Annotated in this window: 13 protein-coding genes; 6 read left to right on the forward strand and 7 right to left on the reverse strand. The window is 74.1% G+C overall.

All coding sequences use genetic code 11. The features are described 5' to 3' along the window. The first annotated feature begins 87 nt into the window (after positions 1 to 87). The 3 genes from C8250_RS20775 to C8250_RS20785 all read left to right on the forward strand — a co-directional run bounded on the left by C8250_RS20775 (position 88) and on the right by C8250_RS20785 (position 3,803). Positions 88 to 1,164 (forward strand): PP2C family protein-serine/threonine phosphatase, encoded by a 1,077-nt coding sequence (locus C8250_RS20775; protein ID WP_138355859.1) that lies wholly within the window; start codon positions 88 to 90, stop codon positions 1,162 to 1,164. A 102-nt stretch (positions 1,165 to 1,266) separates the two neighbouring features. Next, positions 1,267 to 2,355, forward strand: a complete 1,089-nt coding sequence (locus C8250_RS20780; RefSeq protein ID WP_138355858.1) for an AI-2E family transporter — start codon at positions 1,267 to 1,269, stop codon at positions 2,353 to 2,355. 152 nt (positions 2,356 to 2,507) lie between these two features. Further along, the gene (locus tag C8250_RS20785; RefSeq protein ID WP_138355917.1) at positions 2,508 to 3,803 is read left to right on the forward strand and encodes a sensor domain-containing protein; all 1,296 of its coding nucleotides are present in this window, start codon (positions 2,508 to 2,510) and stop codon (positions 3,801 to 3,803) included. Here the strand turns inward: C8250_RS20785 and C8250_RS20790 are convergent. Genes C8250_RS20790 through C8250_RS20800 form a run of 3 tightly spaced genes read right to left on the reverse strand, consistent with a single transcriptional unit; the run spans position 3,787 to position 6,788 of the window. Further along, positions 3,787 to 4,941 carry a PDR/VanB family oxidoreductase gene (locus C8250_RS20790; protein WP_198358825.1) on the reverse strand — a complete coding sequence of 385 codons (1,155 nt, stop codon included), beginning with the start codon at positions 4,939 to 4,941 and terminating at the stop codon, positions 3,787 to 3,789. The genes C8250_RS20785 and C8250_RS20790 overlap by 17 nt on opposite strands. Before the next feature lie 27 nt (positions 4,942 to 4,968). Continuing rightward, positions 4,969 to 5,844, reverse strand: a complete 876-nt coding sequence (locus tag C8250_RS20795; protein WP_138355857.1) for a metal-dependent hydrolase — start codon at positions 5,842 to 5,844, stop codon at positions 4,969 to 4,971. Further along, on the reverse strand, positions 5,841 to 6,788 hold the full coding sequence (locus C8250_RS20800) for an alpha/beta fold hydrolase (protein ID WP_138355856.1): 948 nt from the start codon (positions 6,786 to 6,788) through the stop codon (positions 5,841 to 5,843). The genes C8250_RS20795 and C8250_RS20800 overlap by 4 nt, the downstream gene beginning before the upstream one ends. A gap of 240 nt (positions 6,789 to 7,028) precedes the next feature. Here C8250_RS20800 and C8250_RS20805 point away from each other — a divergent pair, with 240 nt between their 5' ends. Continuing rightward, a complete protein-coding gene (locus C8250_RS20805; RefSeq protein ID WP_138355855.1) occupies positions 7,029 to 8,744 on the forward strand; it encodes a von Willebrand factor type A domain-containing protein in 1,716 nt (571 codons plus the stop codon). Between the two features lie 40 nt (positions 8,745 to 8,784). Here the strand turns inward: C8250_RS20805 and C8250_RS20810 are convergent, their stop codons facing one another. The 3 genes from C8250_RS20810 to C8250_RS20820 all read right to left on the reverse strand — a co-directional run bounded on the left by C8250_RS20810 (position 8,785) and on the right by C8250_RS20820 (position 11,565). Then, positions 8,785 to 10,086 (reverse strand): DUF2786 domain-containing protein, encoded by a 1,302-nt coding sequence (locus C8250_RS20810; protein ID WP_244809236.1) that lies wholly within the window; start codon positions 10,084 to 10,086, stop codon positions 8,785 to 8,787. 61 nt (positions 10,087 to 10,147) lie between these two features. Further along, positions 10,148 to 11,116, reverse strand: a complete 969-nt coding sequence (locus C8250_RS20815) for a M56 family metallopeptidase (protein WP_244809238.1) — start codon at positions 11,114 to 11,116, stop codon at positions 10,148 to 10,150. Next, positions 11,113 to 11,565, reverse strand: a complete 453-nt coding sequence (locus C8250_RS20820) for a BlaI/MecI/CopY family transcriptional regulator (RefSeq protein WP_138355853.1) — start codon at positions 11,563 to 11,565, stop codon at positions 11,113 to 11,115. Before C8250_RS20820 ends, C8250_RS20815 begins: the two co-directional genes overlap by 4 nt. A gap of 115 nt (positions 11,566 to 11,680) precedes the next feature. On the opposite strand from C8250_RS20820, the gene C8250_RS43570 reads away from it, so the two are divergent. Both C8250_RS43570 and C8250_RS43575 read left to right on the forward strand, forming a co-directional pair. After that, the gene (locus C8250_RS43570; RefSeq protein WP_232485926.1) at positions 11,681 to 12,454 is read left to right on the forward strand and encodes a DedA family protein; all 774 of its coding nucleotides are present in this window, start codon (positions 11,681 to 11,683) and stop codon (positions 12,452 to 12,454) included. After that, on the forward strand, positions 12,451 to 13,038 hold the full coding sequence (locus C8250_RS43575; protein WP_244809240.1) for a phosphatase PAP2 family protein: 588 nt from the start codon (positions 12,451 to 12,453) through the stop codon (positions 13,036 to 13,038). The genes C8250_RS43570 and C8250_RS43575 overlap by 4 nt, the downstream gene beginning before the upstream one ends. Here C8250_RS43575 and C8250_RS20830 read toward each other — a convergent pair. Continuing rightward, the gene (locus tag C8250_RS20830; protein WP_244809242.1) at positions 13,025 to 17,863 is read right to left on the reverse strand and encodes a DNA repair ATPase; all 4,839 of its coding nucleotides are present in this window, start codon (positions 17,861 to 17,863) and stop codon (positions 13,025 to 13,027) included. The two genes, C8250_RS43575 and C8250_RS20830, sit on opposite strands and share 14 nt — an antisense overlap. Positions 17,864 to 17,929: the final 66 nt, after the last annotated feature.

A 17,929-nucleotide genomic window follows, 5' to 3' on the forward strand; every position in this document is an offset into this window, starting at 1 on the left:
GACCGTGTTCCGGTGGATGCGCTGGAGCCATGGTCTGCGAGCGACGGCGTGCAAGCGAAGACGTGTGAGTGATGACGGAGGAAGCGCGTGGACCGCCTTTCCGGCCGCTGGCCCGTCCCCGTCCGCTTCGTCCCGCTGGCCGTCGTCCTGATCGGCGTCTGCTTCGACCTCCTCACCCCCGTCGACTACCACGGCGGACCGCTGCTCGCCGTGGCCTGCGTGGCGGCCGGGGCGACGCTCTCGTTCGGCTCCACTCTGCTGCTCTCCGCCGTCTCCCTCGGGGCGATGGTCGGGCTGACGGTGTGGCACGGGTCCTTCGGCCACGTCCTGGGCGCCGCCGAGATCGCCAACGTGTTCCTCGCGGGTCTCATCGGCCTCGGCGTGAACCGGCTGATCGACCGCTACGGCCGGAGCCTGGCCACCGTGCGGACGGTGGCGGAGGCCGCCCAGCGCGCCATCCTGCCCACCCCGCCCGAGCGGATGGGCCCGCTGGACATCGCGGTCCGCTACCGCGCCGCGCAGAGCGAGGCGCGGATCGGCGGCGATGTCTACGCCGTCGAGGACACCCCGTTCGGCACCCGGCTGCTGATCGGCGATGTGCGCGGCAAGGGGCTGGGCGCGGTCGGGGCGGTGTCGGTGCTGCTCGGCGCCTTCCGGGAGGCCGCCGAGTGGGCGGCCGACCTGCCGGAGTTGGCGGAACGGCTGGAGCACTCGCTGATCCGCGAAGGGGTCCGCCGGGCGGGTGAGGACCAGACGGAGGGCTTCACGACGGCGCTGCTCGCCGAGTTCTCCGCGGACTGCCGCACGCTTCGGCTGCTCAACCGCGGCCACCCCGCTCCGTATCTGCTGGTCGGCGGCACGGTGTCGGCCCTGGACGCCGCCGAGCCGGATCTGCCGCTCGGCATGGGCGGGCTCAACGGCTCCCGCTCGGCGCCGGACGCCCACCCGCTGCCGCCCGGCGGCACCCTGCTGCTGGTCACCGACGGGGTGACGGAGGCCCGCGACAAGGCCGGGGTGTTCTACGACCCCGTCGTACGACTGGCCGGCCGCGGGCCGTTCCAAGGTCCGCAGGAGGTGATCGACGCGCTGGTGTGCGACGTCGAGGAGTGGTCCGGCGGCCGCGGTACGGACGACATGGCCGTACTGGCCGTCAGCTACCACTGACCGGACCGGTGGTGGGCCGGTCCTCAGGGGGGTGAGTCGGCGCGGTTGGGCCAGGTGCGCCACAACATGCGACGTACGGATGAATCGCGTGAAGATCTCCGTATGGACGACCAGCGCGAGGCGCTCCCGGCTCCGGTCCTGCGCATGGCGCGGTGGTGCGCGGCGATCCTGCTGGGCGCCGCCGTCGTCGCGCTCGGGCTGTGGGTGTGCGTCGAACTGCGCGCGGCCGTCGTCCCCGTACTCCTCGCGCTGCTGGGCGCCGCGCTGCTCGGGCCGTTCGCCCGGCAGCTCGTGGCGCGCGGGCTGCCCCGGGCCGCGGCGGCGGCGCTGACCTGTGTGGTCCTGATCGCGGTCGTCGTCTTCGCCGGGTGGGTGATGGTCCACACCCTGGTGACCAACGCCGCCCAGCTCTCCGCCTCCCTCGAAGAGGCGGGTCAGCGGCTCGCCGACGATCTCGGCTCGGCCGGCGACACGATGAACAGCGCCGCGCAGGGACTCAACAGCCTCGGCGCGCAGCTGGGCGGTGCGGTGGCCAAGGGCTTCGTCAGCGGGCTGGGTGTGGCGGCGCAACTCCTCATGGGGCTCGTGCTGATGCTCGCGATGCTGTTCTTCCTGCTGCGTGACGGCGACCGGTTGCCGGGCGCGGTCCGCACGGCGCTGCCGGGCCCTGTGGCGGAACGACTGCTATGGGTCGGGCGGCGCGCGTTCGCCGCGATGTCCGGCTACATGCGGGGTACGACGATCATCGCCGCGATCGATGCGGCGTTCATCCTGATCGGGCTCGCCGCCCTGCGCGTACCCGGCGCTCCGGGGCTCGCCGTGCTGGTCTTCGTCGGCGCGTACGTGCCCTACGTGGGTGCCTTCCTGTCCGGAACGGTCGCGGTGCTCGTCGCTTTCGCCGACCAGGGGCTGGGGACCGCGCTGTGGACGCTCGGGGTGATCCTCGCCGTGCAGACGATCGAGGGCGCGGTGCTGCAACCCGTGGTCCAGAGCCGTACGGTCCGGCTGCACCCGGCCGCCGTGATGCTCGCCGTCACGGCGGGCGCGGCGGCGGGCGGACTGCTCGGCACCCTGATGGCCGTACCGGTGGCGGCGGCCGCCTTCGGCGTGCTGTCCGAACTGCGGGACGAGCGGCGGGCGGAGCCACCTGAGCCGCCGGGACCTCCCGAGGCGGCGGTCGCGGAGGAGTAGAGCAGGAGTAGAGCAGAAGTAGGGCAGGAGTAGGGCTGGCACTACCGCGCCCGTCCCGCCCCGGCGCCTACCGTGGCCGGGTGCAGCCCCTGAACACGCAGAACGCAACTCCACTTCCGCGCCCGCGCCCGCTCCCGAGCGCCTGGCAGGCGATGGCCGACCCCGCGTTCGTCCTGTCCGGCCGGCCGTGGCGGTCCGCGGCGTATCTCCTCACCGGCGGACTCGCGGGCGCCGTCACGTGTGCCGTCCTGGTCCTGGGCACGGCCGTCGGCGGATCGCTCGCGCTCGTCCTCGTCGGGCTGCCACTGCTGGCCGCACTCGCCCTGGCGGGCCTGCCGTTCGGTGCGCTGGAACGCCGCAGGATGCGCTGGATCGACCCCCGGCCCGCGCCCAGCCCGCACCGGACCCCGGACCGCACCGGCCTCACGGCCTGGGCGCGGCTGCGGTTCCGGGAGCGCGCCACGTGGTGGGAGCTGGGCTACACGGTGCTCACCGCGTTCGTCCTGTGCTGGTGCGATCTGCTCGTCCTCGGGTTCGCCCTCGCCGTTCCCGGTGCGCTGATGGCCACGCCCGCACTACTGGCCACCGAGGGCGAGGTGCACGTGCTCAAGACGCTGCACATCGACTCGTACGGCAACGCCTGGGCGCTCGCGCTCCTCGGGGCCGTGCTGCTGGTCGCCTTCTCCTATCCGCTGACGGCGTTCGCCGGGGTACGGGCCGAGCTCGCCCGTTTCCTGCTGGTGCCCGGCGACGACAGCTCACAGCGGCGGATCACCGAGCTCACCGACTCGCGGGTCCGGCTCGTCGACGCCTTCGAGGCCGAACGGCGCCGCATCGAACGCGATCTGCACGACGGTGCGCAGCAGCGTCTCGTGGCGCTCTCCATGACGCTCGGCCTGGCCCGTCTCGACGCGCCGCCCGGCAGCCGGCTCGCCGGGCAACTGGCGGTCGCGCACCGGGAAGCCGGCCAGGTCCTCACCGAACTGCGCGAACTCATCAACGGCATCCACCCGCAGATCCTCACCGACCGCGGCCTGCCCGACGCCGTCGCCGACGCCGCCGACCGCTCCCCGGTGCCCGTCGACGTCTCCTTCGACCTCCCGGGCCGACTGCCCGACGCCGTCGAGACCGCCGCCTACTTCGCGGTCTGCGAGGCCCTGGCCAACGTCGCCAAACACAGCGGCGCCACCCGCGCCACCGTGACCGGCGGCCACGACGGCACCCACCTCGACGTACGGATCCACGACAACGGACGCGGCGGCGCCGGCCGGCCGGCCGGGCCTCCGGCAGACCCCGCGAAGCAGGGCGGCACGGGTCTCACCGGCCTCGCCGACCGTGTCTCCGTCGTGGCCGGCACCCTCGACGTCACCAGCCCACCGGGCGGCCCCACCTTGCTGCACATCCGCATCCCGGCCCCGGCCGCACCGAGGCCTACACGTCGAGCGTGATCCTGCCGCCCTCGGACGCTGCCCTGGAGACGCAGATCAGCATGTTCGTGTCCGTGCGGCGGGCCGTCGGGCTGCCCGCGTGGGCCACTTCGCCCGCCAGGACCGGGAGGCGGCAGGTGCCGCAGAAGCCCTGGCGGCAGGAGTAGCCGGTTTCGGGGCGCTGTTCGGCGAGGACGGAGAGGGCGGAGCGGTCGGCGGGGACGGGGAGGACCGGGCCGTCGGGGCCGAGTTGGAGTTCGAAGGGGGTGCCGTCGACGACCGGGGCCGCCGCGAAGCGCTCGAAGTGGAGGCCGCCGGCGCCGGTCGTGGGGAACGCGTCGCGCACGGCGGTGATGAGGGGCGGGGGTCCGCAGAAGTAGACGGAGGTGCCGCGGCCCGCTCCGGACAGCAGTTGTTCGGGGGTGGGGATGCCGTCCGTGTCGTCGGTGCGGACGGTGACCCGGCCGGAGGCACCGGCCATCGCGCCGATGGCGTCGATCTCGTCGAGGAACGGCAGGGTCGCGCGGCTGCGGCCGGTGTAGACGAGCCGCCAGTCGGCGCCCGCCGCGGCGGCGGCGCGGACCATGGGGAGGATCGGGGTGATGCCGATGCCGCCCGCGATGAACAGGCAGGCGCCGCCCGGTGCGTAGGCGAAGGCGTTGCGCGGGCCGTGGGCGCGCAGTTCGGTGCCGGGGGTCAGCGTCTCGTGGATCTCGCGGGAGCCGCCGTCGCCGTGCGCGAGGCGCCGTACGGCGATCCGGTACGTGGTCCGGTCGGCGGGGTCGCCGCAGAGGGAGTACTGGCGGCGGCGCCCCGACGGCAGGTCGAGGTCCAGATGCGAACCCGGGTGCCAGCCCGGCAGCGGGCTGCCGTCAGCTGCTGTGAAGCGCAGGCTGACGACGTCCTCGGCCTCCTGCCGCACCTCGGTGACGACGAGCCGCAGCGAGCGGTCGACCGGGCGTGGCTCGCGGCGCTTGCGGCGGGCGCTCTGCCACAGCAGGAAGGGTGTGACGCGCGCCAGCAGGGCGAGGATCGGGTCCGGGCGCGGGTCGGTGGCGCTGCGTGGTGGCGGCGTCCGCAGGTCGTCCCCGGTCCCGGCTCCGGTCCTGGTCCGTGACCCGGTCCTGGTCTCTGTCCCGGTCTCTGTCTCGGTGCTCACGTTCGGTCCTTCGACGAGTGGAACAGGTCAGCGGTGGGCGGCGCGCGCGGCGGGCGAGGCGGCGAGGTAGGCGACGGCCTGGGTCGTCGAGCCGTACTGCGAGGGGTGGTAGCCGGGGCGCAGATAGCCGAAGTACAGCCGCACCAGGCTCTTCGGGCTCGGCAGCACGCCCTTGCGCGAGGCCCGGAACCAGTCGCGGAAGCGCGGCTTGTCGCGGCCCGCGATGCGCTCGGGGTCGGCGGCCATCAGGTAGCGCAGGCCCCGGACCCACCAGTAGACGAGGACGGGGAAGGCGACGACATGGGCGCGGACGCGGTTGCGGTAGCGGCCGTCGAGGTGCGTGAACAGGTCGTAGGCGACCGCGCGGTGTTCGACCTCCTCCGCGCCGTGCCAGCGGTACAGGTCGAGGATCTCGGGGTTGTGGTCGGTGCGGTCGATCGCTTCGGCGTTGAGGATCCAGTCACCGAGGTACGCGGTGACGTGCTCGATCGCCGCGATGATCGCGATCCGGTCGATGATCCAGCCCTGCGCCTTCTTCCCGGTCAGCTCCCGGTCGCCGAGCATCTTGCTGAAGAACCAGCGCAGTTGGTCGGTGTAGGGCGAGGTGTCGAAGCCGACCTTCCTGAAGTGCGTGAGGACGGTCTGGTGCGAGGCGGAGTGCGTCGCCTCCTGGCCGATGAACCCGATGACGTCCTCGCGCAGCCGGTCGTCCTTGATCATCGGGACGGCCTGCTGGAAGACCGTGATGAACCAGTCCTCGCCCTCGGGCAGCAGGATGTTCAGCACGTTCGCGAAGTGCGTGGTGAACGGGTCGCCGTCGATGTAGTGCATCGGCAGGCCCGTCCAGTCCCACTGGACATCGCGGGGGGTGAGAACCAGGTTGTCCGGTTCGGTCGCGGTCATTCCTGCCCTGCCTTCCGTGCGGCGGTCGTCCTTGCGGCGGTCCGCTCGGGCGTCGTCACGCCCGGCGTCCGGTCGATCCGGTCGATGAGCCGTGCCGTGAACTCCGCGACCAGATCGGGGCGGAACGCGGGCAGCCAGTGCCCGCCGTCCACGATGTGGATCTCGGTGTCCGGCGCCCAGTCGGTGATCTCGGTCTGCCACGGCACGAGCACGAACATGTCCCGCCGGGGCGCGAGGACCTGCGCGGGCAGCGCGGCGTGGCGGGTCCGGGGCCGGAGGGTGCGGGGCAGCACATTGGCCCGGTAGAGCTTGAGTCCCGCACGGTTGCGGGCGGCCAGTCCCGGGCCGTAGCCGGCCGGCGGCTCACCCGTCTCCAGCCGCTGCGCGGCCTTGGTCACCGCGTCGAGGAGTCCCGCGCGGCAGGCGAGTTCCGCGATGCCGGGCAGATGGAAGAAGCCCACGTAGCCGGAGGCGAGCGACTGCCGGGTGAAGTGCCGGAGCTTGCGCGGGCTCGGGCGTAGCTGCGCCCGGAACCAGCGGCCGGTGTGGTCCAGGTCCGGGCCGGAGATCGAGGTCAGCGACGCGAAGCGGTGGGCGGTCGCCGGCACGGTCACCGTGTGCCAGCTCTGCACGGAGCCCCAGTCGTGCGCCAGGACGTGCACGGGCGCGTCCGGGCTGACGGCGTCGGCGACGGCGGTGAGGTCGGCGGCGAGCTGCGGGAGCCGGTAGTCCTGGTTCCTGCGCGGTACGCCGGAGGCCCCGGAGCCGCGCACGTCGTACGTCACCACGTGGAAGCGGTCCGCGAGGCGCCGCACGACGCCGTCCCAGACACCGTGGTCGTCGGGGAAGCCGTGCACGCACACGACCGTCGGTGCGGCCGGTTCGCCGTGTTCGTAGACGGCCAGCCGGACGCCGTCCGAGGCCGTGACCCATCGCTGCGACATGGCGGTCACGATGGCAGCTTGTTGACGCCGTGTCTACTAGTGGGCGGAGACTCGTCCGGCCGGATCCGCCGGGCGGGAAACGGGGTCCGCGGGCGGAGTACCGGGCCCACTCCCGGACGACCCGGGGCATACCGACCGGCCGTTGCCCCATCGAGACGCTTCCGCAATTCCTCCGATGCCTCCGTCACGGGCCGGCGTTCGTCACAGGGGCAAAGGCCGACGAGTCCGTGGGGGAATCGCATGAAGCGGTACGAGCAGCGGTACGGCAAGGGGTACGGGACGCGCTCCGGAACGCAGGACGGGACGCGTTCCGTAACGCAGGACGGCAAGCGGGCGGGGAAGCGGGCCGGGAACGCGCGCCGGGTCGCCGTGGCGGCGGCGGTCGCCGGCGGGCTGCTGCTCGCCGGGTGCAGCAGCGGAACCCCCGACGCGTCGCGGAACGGCAGCGCCGACCGAGCCCCCGTACGACCGGCGCCCGCACCGCCGAACCTGAACGGCGGACCGGCCGCGTCGGCGGCCCCGGACGGAGCGGCCAAGGACAGCTCCGGCGAAGCGCAGAAGCACAGCCAGGCGGTGCCCAGCTATCTGTCCACCTTCGCGCTGGACGTCGACACCGCCTCGTACGGCTACGCCCGACGCACCCTGGCCGGCGGCCGGCTGCCGGCCCCCGAGACCGTGCGCCAGGAGGAGTTCGTCAACAGCTTCCGGCAGGACTACCCGCAGCCCGAGGGCGACGGATTCACCGTCACCACCGACGGCGCCCGCACGGACGGCGAGGGCATCTACACCAAGAACGACACCCCGAACGACGTCAAGGGCACCGACAGCGAGGGCAGTTGGTCGCTGCTGCGCGTCGGCCTGGCGACCCGCTCCGCGCAGAGCGGGAGCCGGCCGCCCGCCGCCATGACGTTCGTCGTGGACGTCTCCGGCTCGATGGCCGAGCCCGGCAGGCTCGACCTCGTGAAGCAGGCGCTCGGCAGCTCCATCGACTCGCTGCGCCCGGAGGACTCCCTCGCCATCGTCACCTTCAGCGGCGAGGCGCGGGTGGAACTGCCGATGACCCGGCTGGGCAGGGTCGAGAGCCGCGGCCGGATCCACTCGGTCGTCGACGGCCTGGAGCCGCGCGACGAGACCAACCTCGCCGCAGGCGTGCAGGCGGGCTACAACGAGGCGGTCAAGGCCGCACGGCCCGGCGTCACCAACCGCGTCGTGCTGCTCTCCGACGGCCTCGCCAACTCCGGTGACACCACCGCCGCCGCGATCCTCGACCGGATCGGGACGGCCCGGCACGACCACGGCATCACGCTGTTCGGGGTGGGCGTGGGCAGCCAGTACGGCGACAAGCTGATGGAACAGCTCGCCGACAAGGGCGACGGGCACACGAGTTACGTCTCGGAGCCCGAAGCGGCCCGCAGGCTCTTCACCGAGCAACTGCCCGCCAATGTGGACCTCAGGGCCCGCGACGCCAAGGCGCAGGTCGCCTTCGACCCGCAGACCGTCAGCGAGTACCGGCTGATCGGCTTCGACGACCGGACCGTCGCCAACGGGGACTTCCGCAACGACGCGGTGGACGGCGGCGAGGTCGGCCCCGGGCACACCGTCACGGCCCTGTACTCGGTCCACCTCAAGCCCGGTGCCTCGGGCCACGTCGCCACCGCCACCGTCCGGTGGCTCGACCCGTCCACCCGGGCTCCGCACGAGCAGTCCGGCACGATCGAGGCCGCCGCGCTCACGTCCCCGCTCTGGACCGCCGCCCCGAAGCGGCTGCAGGTCGACGCCCTGGCGGCCTACTTCGCCGACTGGCTGCGCAACCGCGGCGACGCCGACCGCCTCCCCGGCGCCCCGGAGCTGCCGGTCCTCGCCGAGCACGCCACCACCCTGGCGAGCAGCACCGAGGACCCGGCCGTCCGGGACCTCTCCCAGGCGGTGACGCAGGCACGGCACCTGACGGGCTGACGGGCTGACGGACCGACGGACCGAACGGGCTCGGAAAGCGCTACTGGCGGCCGCCGAGTACGGCGCGGTCGGCCGCCTCGGTGCCGTGCGTCCAGCCTTCGTGGTCGCGGCCCTTGAGCCGGTGCGAGGTGGTGGTGGGGAACATGCGGGTGGTGGTGTCGCGGACCGCGACATCCCGCGCGGCGAGAGCCGGCAGCAGGCGTTCCGCCGGGAGGTCGGGGGCGTGGGTGGCCTGCTCGGTGGCGTCGGCGAGGCGTTCGCGGATACGGCCGGCGTAGGCGATGAGGAAGGACTGCCGGAAGTCCTTGGAGCGCGAACCACCGTGCCGGGCCTTGCCGTTGCGGCCCTTCCCCGAGCCGTTCCCCGAGCCGTTCCCCGCACCCTTCGCGGTGCGCAGCATGGCGGCGTCCGCTTGGACGAGCAGCGAGGTGTAGAGCAGCTCGACGGCCTCCAGGTCGGGCTCGAAACCGACGACCGTCGAGAAGCCGACGTCGCCCGCCCACACCGCCTGGCAGCGGTTGGCCGCCGCCACGGCGTCGAGGAGCAGCGCCTTGGCGCCCTCGTAGGGCTGGTCGATGCCGATACGGCAGGCTCCCGGACCGTCGGAGCCGCCCGCGCCCGCGTCCGAGGCGATGAGGGCCTCGTCGATGCTGTGCCGGGCCATCAGTTGCTGGGCCTTCGAGCTGAGGGCCTCGGCCTCCTCCGGGAAGTCGGTGGATTCGGCCTTGGCGAGCAGGGCGCGGATCCGGCCGAGCAGCGGGGCCGCGTGGCGGTGGGCGGCTGCGCAGGCCGCCGTGGGCGCCGCCACCGGCGTGATGCGGGGCAGCCGTCCGAGCAGCCGCAGCAGTTCCATGACGGAGACGGCGGCGGAGAAGCCGTCGAGCCGTTCGCGGCGGCCGTGGGCGGCGAGGAGCGTGCCGTCGCCGTTCCACGGGCCGGCCGCCGCCAGCTCGGCGAGCTGGGCGGCCCAGCGCGGGTCCTTGGACGCGGCCGCCGCGGGGGCCGTGCGGGCCTCGGCGGTGATCAGGTCGGCGGCGAGGCGGGCGTGCCCGTCCGTGAGCCTGCGGCGCGCGATACGCACCACGTCGGCGGGCTGCCAGCCGCGGGTCCAGCAGGACCGTACGAGCCGGTCGGTGAGCGCGAGCAGCGCGTCGTTCGCGGCGGAAGCGGCTCCCGAGGCGGCGGGACCGGAGCCGGCGGCGGCCAGGGCCGAGGCGCTGAGGTCGACGGCGTCCTCGGCGTCGGCGTCCGCCGCGTTGAGCGCGCGGAGGTACGCCCGCTCGATCACGTCTGCCACGTCGTTCTCCGCCACGTCCGCCGCCTCGCCCTTCAGCTCTCCCACCCGGTCTCCCATTCTGCGGGAGAGCCGGGAGCGGGAGAACCGGGAGCGGGAGAACCGGGAGCTACTCGCCCTGGGCGATCTCCACGCTCTCGTGGAGGTCGGTGGCGGCCTCGACGGCCGCCGCCGCGGACAGCAGGAGACAGCCGGCGAGGAGGGCGGCCACGAAGCGCCGGCCACGGGCCTGCCGCAGTCCGGCCGGCGGTGTGACGTGCAGGAGCGCCGCGACGCGGCGTGGGACGGGGCCCGTGGTGGCGGCGAGCGCGGCGCTGGGGCGGGCCGAGCCGGTCGTGCGGGCCGCCAGGGCGGCGCGGCCGACCGCGCGGGCCGCGAGCCGGCGGTCGCCGACGGCGGACGCGGCGGACTCGTCGGCCCAGCGCTCCAGCGCGTACGAGAGCGGCGCCCGCAGCCCGCGCAGCAGCGGATGGCAGGTGGCGGCGAGCGCGGCGACGACGATGAAGCGGTGGTGGTGGCCGGCCAGGTGCGCCCGCTCGTGGGCGAGCAGCGCCTCGCGCTCGCCGGGCCGAAGGGCGCGCAGCATGCCGGTGGTGACGACGATCCTGCCGGGGCGCCCCGGCAGGGCGTACGCGTCGGGGTCGCTGTCCTGGAGGACGGCGAGCTCGCCGGAGGCCACACAGGTGCCGGTGGCGGCGCGGGCCCGGGCCATCTCGGCGCGGAAGCGGTGGCCGGCGAGGGTCACGGCCCCCGCGCAGACGGCGAGCAGCACCGCCGCGACACACGCGGCGGGAACGGTCAGGCCGGCGCTGCCGAGTCCGGCGAAGCCGCCGAGCCCGTCGGTACCGGCGGTGAGCAGCGGCAGCGTGAGATGGCCCAGGGCGGCGACCGGAGGCAGCAGCAGCGCGCCCTGGGCGGCCAGCAGGACCAGGGCCAGGGTGCTGCTCGCGGCCAGGACGGCGGCCGTGCAGGCCAGCAGCCAGGCGGCGGAGCGCGGTGCGAGGGACGCCGCGAGCCGGCGGGCGACGGGGACCGCGAGCAGCGGCATCAGCAGCGGTGGCACGAGATCGGGGTTCACCGGGAACCGCCCCCCTCCCCCGTACCCGATGCCGCGTCCACACCCGACTCCTCCCCCGCACCCGACTCCGCGTCCGTACCCGACTCCGCGTCGTCCAGGAGGGCGCGCAGCAGCTGCTCGTCGTCGGGGCTCAGCTGCGACACGAAGCGGGCCAGTACGGTCTCCCGGTCCTCCTCCTTGTCGAGCTCGGTGCGCATCCGGCGGGCGGCGAGGCCCGGCGAGTCCTGGGTGGGGGTGTACGCGTAGCCGCGCCCGGACCGGCTCCTGGCGACGGCGCCCTTGTCGTGCAGCCGCGCGAGGATGGTGGTGACCGTGGTGCGGGCGAGCGCACTCCCGAGATCGCGCTGGACGTCGGCGGGGGTGAGCGGTCCTTCGGCGGCCCACAGCGCCGCCAGGACGCTCGCCTCCAGCTCGCCCGGCGGGCGACGCGCCGGATGTGTCTCTGGCATGGAACGCCCCTTCCACCTGATTCGTCTACAGTGCTGTAGACCGTCTACGCGACTGTAGTCGGACGGGTGCGGCGCAGCTCGCCCCCGCAGCCCATTATGGGAGGGCCCTCCGCCAATGCCCCTGCCCCTCGCCACACCCCTGCTGGACGCCGTTCCCCAGGCAGCACCGCTGGCGGTCAACGTCCTGGACGCCCACGACCTGCTGGCGACGTTCGGCGCGATCGGCATCGCCGTCGTGCTGTTCGCGGAGACCGGCCTGCTGATCGGCTTCTTCCTGCCCGGCGACTCGTTGCTGTTCACGGCCGGTCTGCTGTGTGTGCCCGGCGCGTCGGACGTGGTGCATCTCTCACTCTGGCAGGTCCTCCTCGCCGCCGCCGCGGGGGCGCTGGCCGGTGCGCAGACCGGCTACTGGATCGGCCGGCGGGGCGGACCGCCGCTGCTCGCCCGGATCCGCAATCCCCATCTGCACGACGGCGTCGGCCGCGCCGCCGAGCTGCTGGAGCGGTACGGGCACGCCAAGGCCGTGGTGCTCGCGCGCTTCGTCCCGGTCGTCAGGACCGTGCTCAACCCGATGGCCGGCGTGCTGAACGTGCCCGCGCGCACCTTCGCCCTCTGGCAGATCATCGGCGGTCTCGTCTGGTCGGTGGGCCTCGTGCTCGGCGGCTACGCGCTCGGCTCCTCGGTGCCGCACGTGGACAAGTACCTGCTGCCGATGGTCGCGCTCATCGTCATCGTCTCGCTCACCCCGCTCGCACTGGAGCTGTACCGCTCACGGAGCCGCGTCAAGGCGGCCGGGGCCGGCGCCGGGGCGGGCGGCGGCACCGGAACAGGGGCGTCCGGAACAGGGTCCGGGGTGGGGCCCGCCGCCGACGCACCGGAGGGCCTGTGAACTCCGGCATCGACGCGGGTCTCTACTCCTGGATCACCGCTCTCGCCCAGCGCGTACCGCGACCCGTCGACACCCTGATCCAGGCGTGGAGCGACTACGGGCTCGCGGTGTTCGCCGTCCTCATGCTCGTCGCCTGGTGGCGCGCCCGGCAGGGCGACGCGGCCCGGATGGCGACGGCGCTGTCCGTGCCGGTCGCCGTCGTCGTCGCCTACGCCGTGAACGACGTGCTCAAGATGGTCTTCGACGAACAGCGGCCGTGCCAGACGCTGCGCGCCGTCACCATCGAGGCCTGCCCGGCGCCCGGTGACTGGTCCTTCCCCAGCAACCACGCCGCCATCGCCGCGGCGGCCGCCGTCGCCCTGCTCGTCATCGACCGCGGTCTCGGCTACCTCGCGGTGCCCGCCGCGCTGTTCATGGCCGCGTCCCGGGTCTGGATCGGGGTGCACTACCCGCACGACGTGCTCATCGGGGTGATCGTCGGCGCCCTGGTCGCCCGGCCGCTCGTACTGCACGCCCACCGCGCCGCGCCGGCCGTCGAGCGGCTGCGCGGCACGAAGCTGAAGCCGCTGCTCAGAGCCGCATAGCGGCCGCGCCGGAGCCGGCAGAGACCACGGTCGCACCCTTCACCTCGGCCCAGCGCGCCGCCTGCTCCGCGGTCTGCCGGCCGCGGAGTGCGGCGAGCTTCAACAGCGCCGCCTCCGCGCCCCCCGCCAGCGTCTGCGCCTCCGCGCGGTAGTGGTCGTCGATCACGGCCTCCACCTCGGCCTCGTTCATGGCCGGCACGATCCGCTCGCTCAGCTTGTTCATGTTGCGGTACGAGCCCTGCAGCAGGAACGGCGGTTCGGTGCGCGTCGCGTCCGCCTGCCCGGCGGAGACGATATACTGCGCGTTCACCGCCAGGACGGTGCCGCGCACCCGCAGCAGATGCCGCAGCACGGCCAGGATTCGGTCCAACTCGCCCTGTTCGTAAGGGTGGACGAGGCGGTCGGCGCGCGCGGTCGGGTCGCCCTCGGCGAGCCGGACGAGCAGTTCGAGGTCCGCGCGGTCCCGGGTGGACAGCGGGGCGAGCACCTCGTTCGAGGTGAGGGCGTTCTCCAGATAGCTGAGCGCGAACAGCGCCTCGCGGCCGGTCACGGCGTCGCCGAGGTTCCAGACGTCGGCCCGGTTGGCGAGCATGTCGGGAACGCGGAAGACCCGTCCCGACTCCGTGTACGGGTTGCCCGCCATGCACACCGCGAAGCGCTTGCCGCGCAGGTCGTAGCTGTGGGCCCGGCCGTCCCGTACGCCCTCGACCCGGCGCTGCGCGTCGCACAGCGGGATGAACTTCTGCAGCAGTTCCGGGGACGTGTGCTGGATGTCGTCCAGGTACAGGAGCGTGTTGGTTCCGAGCTCCAGCGCGAAGTTGATCTTCTCGACCTCGCGGCGGGCGGTCGCGTCCGGTGCCCGCTCCGGGTCGAGGGACGTGACGGCACTGCCGAGCGCGGGCCCGTCGACCCGCACCAGCACCAGGCCGAGGCGGCTCGCCACGTACTCCATCAGCGTCGTCTTGCCGTAGCCGGGCGGCGACATGAGCATCAGCAGACCCATCCGGTCCGCCTTCTCCCCATCACCGGCGCCCGCCGCGCCCGTCGTCCCCGCCGTGCCGAGCTGCTTCGCGAGGTTGTCGCCGATCAGCGGCAGATGGACCTCGTCCAGCAGTCCGTTGCGCACGAACCCGTTGAGCGCGCGCGGCCGGAAGTCCTCCAGCCGCAGCCGCGCCCGCTCGGCCGCCACGAGGGCGGCGCGGTCGTGCTGGTACGCGCGGTACGCCGGTACCTCCTCGGTCCTGAACCGCCCGGTCCTGGTGAGCACTTCGTCCAGCCGGACGGTCATGGACCGGCCGTCGATCCGCGGGTGCGCGCCCAGCAGCCCGTCGACGGTGGCCGACAGGACGGCCTCCGACTCGTAGCGCGTCAGCTCCTCCCCGCACACCAGCGCGGTCACCGCCTCCGCCCGGTCCTCGCCCCCGCCGAAGCTCCCCAGCCAGGCCTCCGCGAGACGGTAGCGGGCCGCCAAGTCACCGCCGAGCGCCTGCAGATCGTCCGTGAACTCCTTGTACGGGACGGCCTGCGGCCCGCCGAGTGCCCCGGCGAACCGCTCGCGCAGCACCCGTGCCGGCGCACCGCCGATGAACCCCTGCCGGGGCGTGGCGAGTTCCTCGACGAGGTACTCGCCCAGGAGACCGAGCCCGTCGCGAGGCCGGGGTACATCGGCGAGACCCGCCCCCGCCAGGAACTCCCCCGCGCAGGCGGCCAGTTCCTCCGCCAGATCGGCGAGAGCCGGAGTGGGTCCGAACAGGCCGCGGGCCCGGCTCAGGGACGTGGCGCGGGTGGTCCACGCCGTGCGGGCAGCGGCGTCCGGGCCGTACGTCCAGAAGAGCTGCGCGGCGGCGCGGACGGCGGAGGGGTAGCGGAGCAGGCCGGCCGTCGAGTGCAGGTCCAGCAGCGCGCGCAGCAGGGTGACGGTGTCGTGGTCGTGGACGCCGCGCTCATAGCCCTCGTCCAGGCGGGACGAGGCGGCGGCCCGGACGAGGGCCGCCAGTTCCCCGTCGTCCGCGCCCGGCGGGACCTCCGGCAGCAGCGTCGCCGCGAGGTACTCCGCGCGGTAGACGTCGGGGGACTCGGAGACCAGCGGGCGGTCCCAGAAGCGGCGGGTGGCGGCGAAGGCAGCGTCCCGCACCGGCGCGCGGTAGTCGGTGCCGGTGACGGTGAACGCGAGCCCGCCCTCGTGCGGGACCAGCGCGAGGTCCAGGGGCTGGGTGTTGACCGCGAACCGGTGCCGGCCGAGGCGGATGGCCGCGCCGCCCGTGTCGTACAGGTCCAGGCGGTCGCGCAGCGCGCGGCCCGCGTCCTGGCGGGCGGCGGCGAGATGGCCGTCGAGCTCGGTGCCGCGCGCCGGGTCGCCGAGGGCCCGCAGCTCGTCCGCGACCTTGCGGACCTTGGCGGCCATGGGGTCGGACGCGAAGTAGGTGTTGATCTCGTCGAGGGTCGCCAGGCCCGCCGCGCGGCGCCGTACGCCGTCGAGGATGCGGGCGGCGGACCCCGCCAGCCGCTCGGTGCGCCGGGCCCGTTCGTCCGTGAGGGTCTGCCGGCGCGCGGAGAAGGTCTCGTGGATCTCCTCGCGCCGGGTGCCCAGCTCGGCGAGGTACTCGTCCCATTCGGCGAACCGCGCTTCGAGGTTCTCCAGCTGGACGAGGAGCCGCCCGAGCTGTTCGTCGCACGCCTCCGGCGTTTCGGCGGCGGCGCGGGCGCTGCTGACGGACTGCGCGAGCAGGGCGAGTTCCGCGGCGAACTCGGCGCGGCCCTCACTGGTGAGGAGTTCCCTGCGGCGGGCGTCGAGGAGCGCGCGGGCCCGGTTCACACCGCCGAGGACGTCCGCGATCCGCGCCAGGATGCCGGTCCTGACGGTGGCGTCGGCGATCTCCAGGGTGCCGACGATCCCGGTGACGGTCTCCAGCGCGGCGGCCTGCTCGGCGAGCCGTTCCGCGACCGGTACCGCGTCCGCGACGACCGCGATGACCTCCGCCTCGGCGCCCGCGCGCTCGACGCGTTCCCGGTAGTCGGCGAAGGCGTCCTCGCGGGAGAGGTGCGCGACGGCGCGGTGCGCGGCGGCGGTGAGGTCGGCGTCCAGGCCGGCCGCCAGCTCGCCGATACGGTCCCGGTCGGCGTAGCGCAGCTCGCGCAGCGTCTCCAGCCTGCCCTGCCCGGCGCGCAGTTCCGACAGCTGGTCCACCCAGTCGGCGGCCGACTTCGGGGCCTCGCCGCGCGCCCGCCGCACCACCGACGCGATCCGGGCCGCCGCCTCCTCCACGGCCTCTGCCGCCCGCGCGGTCAGCGACTGCACCTGCTCGTACTCGGCCAGCACCTGCTCGGCAGTGCTCCGCACCTCCTGCAGCGGCCCGCGCAGATCCCCCGACTCCGCTTCGCCGAGCCAGTGGTAGCGGTCCAGGACCCGCGCGCACAGGGCGGCCAGCGCCGCGAAGACGGCGGCGGCCGGTGCGGTGTCGGCGACGGTGGCGGCCACCGAGAGGCAGTCGGAGATGCCGCGCACCAGGTCCGGGTTGCCGATCCGCTCCAGCGGTCCGGTGCCGACCGGCTGCGCGGCGGCGTAGCTGTCGGAGAGGTACGGGGTCTGCCAGCGGTGCAGCGGGTGCACCCGGGTCGGCTCGTCGCCGGCCGCCCGCATCGTGACGAGCGTGCCGTCCTCGAACAGCGCGTAGCCGTGCGTCCGGATCGGCGTCGCCACGGCCATGCTGATCATGTTGTACGGGAGCAGCAGCCGGCGTCCCGTGGCGGCGGCGTGGAACACGTAGAGCAGGTCCTCGCCGTTCGCCGAGCGCACCAGCCGCTCGAAGGCGAAGCCGCTCTCCGGCTCCAGGTCGCCGACGTCACCGGCATCGTCGAAGGTGCGCATCGCGCCGGTGGCCAGGCAGTAGCCGCCGGGGAAGATGATCCCCTGCTCCTCGGGCAGCCGGCGGCACGCCTGCCCGATCGCGTCCAGCCGCGCCACGTCCCCGGTCCGGGTGTGGACGACCAGGTGGCGCCACGCCGTCTCCTTGTACGGGCGGACCCGCAGCACGAGCAGCGGCCCGACGACCGCGTACGCCACCTCCGCGTCGGCCAGCGACTGCAGCGGCTCGTCCACCGGCTCGGTGTGGTCGTTGACGGTGAGCGTCCCGCCGGCCACCGAGACCGAGACACCGCCGGGCAGCGCGATGTGCGGCTCACGGGCCTGGACGCCGGGAGTACCCGGAACGCCGGCAGTGCCAGGGACGCCCGTCGTGGCGGGGGCGCCCGGGACGTGGTCCTCGCGGGTCGCTTCGGTCCAGGTGAAGTCGTGCGTGGGCGGCACCACATGGTCGCGCTCGCCGCGCGCGTCGACGTACGTCGCGGAGCCGTCCACCGACAGCCGCCAGCGCAGCACGCGGACGTCGTCGACGGCGGGACCGGTCCGGAAGACTGCCAGCAACCTGCCGTCCAGCGGGCGCAGCCGGGTCAGCCGCGTCTGCCGGTAGTAGCGGTACAGCTCGTCGAAGTCCCGGACGAAGCGCGGGTCGTCGAGCAGCCCCGGGACGGGCTCCCCCTGCACGCTCAGCACCTCGCCGACCGCCGGCTGCCCGTCCGTCCGGCCGCCCGGCGCCGGGTTGGCGCCGAACAGCAGCCGTTCGCCGACGGGCGCGATGTCGCACGGCACACAGGCGTGCCCGGTGCTGATCCGGTCGGTGCCGGCGAGCCGCAGTTCGGCCGACCCGAACACCTCCTGGCGGCGCGCGTTCAGCGCCTCCGCGCGCACCGCCAGCGTTCTGGCGGACGCGGCCAGCCGGTCCCGCAGGACCTCGTAGGTACCGGCATCGATCCGGGTCTCAGACACTTCCAGCCTCGTTCACCGATGTGTTCACTGACGCGTGCGCCAAGGGGTGCGTGCGGGTGGTGCTGC

Source organism: Streptomyces sp. So13.3, from assembly GCF_005860785.2.
Taxonomy (GTDB): Bacteria; Actinomycetota; Actinomycetes; order Streptomycetales; family Streptomycetaceae; genus Actinacidiphila; species Actinacidiphila fildesensis.

What these genes read in the sequence shown, in the direction of transcription:
- C8250_RS20780 (WP_138355858.1), top strand. Translation starts at nt 1,267, where the DNA reads ATGGACGACCAGCGCGAGGCGCTCCCGGCTCCGGTCCTGCGCATGGCG.
- C8250_RS43570 (WP_232485926.1), top strand. Translation starts at nt 11,681, where the DNA reads ATGCCCCTGCCCCTCGCCACACCCCTGCTGGACGCCGTTCCCCAGGCA.
- C8250_RS20795 (WP_138355857.1), bottom strand. Translation starts at nt 5,844, where the DNA reads ATGACCGCGACCGAACCGGACAACCTGGTTCTCACCCCCCGCGATGTC.
- C8250_RS20805 (WP_138355855.1), top strand. Translation starts at nt 7,029, where the DNA reads ATGAAGCGGTACGAGCAGCGGTACGGCAAGGGGTACGGGACGCGCTCC.
- C8250_RS20800 (WP_138355856.1), bottom strand. Translation starts at nt 6,788, where the DNA reads ATGTCGCAGCGATGGGTCACGGCCTCGGACGGCGTCCGGCTGGCCGTC.
- C8250_RS20785 (WP_138355917.1), top strand. Translation starts at nt 2,508, where the DNA reads ATGGCCGACCCCGCGTTCGTCCTGTCCGGCCGGCCGTGGCGGTCCGCG.
- C8250_RS20820 (WP_138355853.1), bottom strand. Translation starts at nt 11,565, where the DNA reads ATGCCAGAGACACATCCGGCGCGTCGCCCGCCGGGCGAGCTGGAGGCG.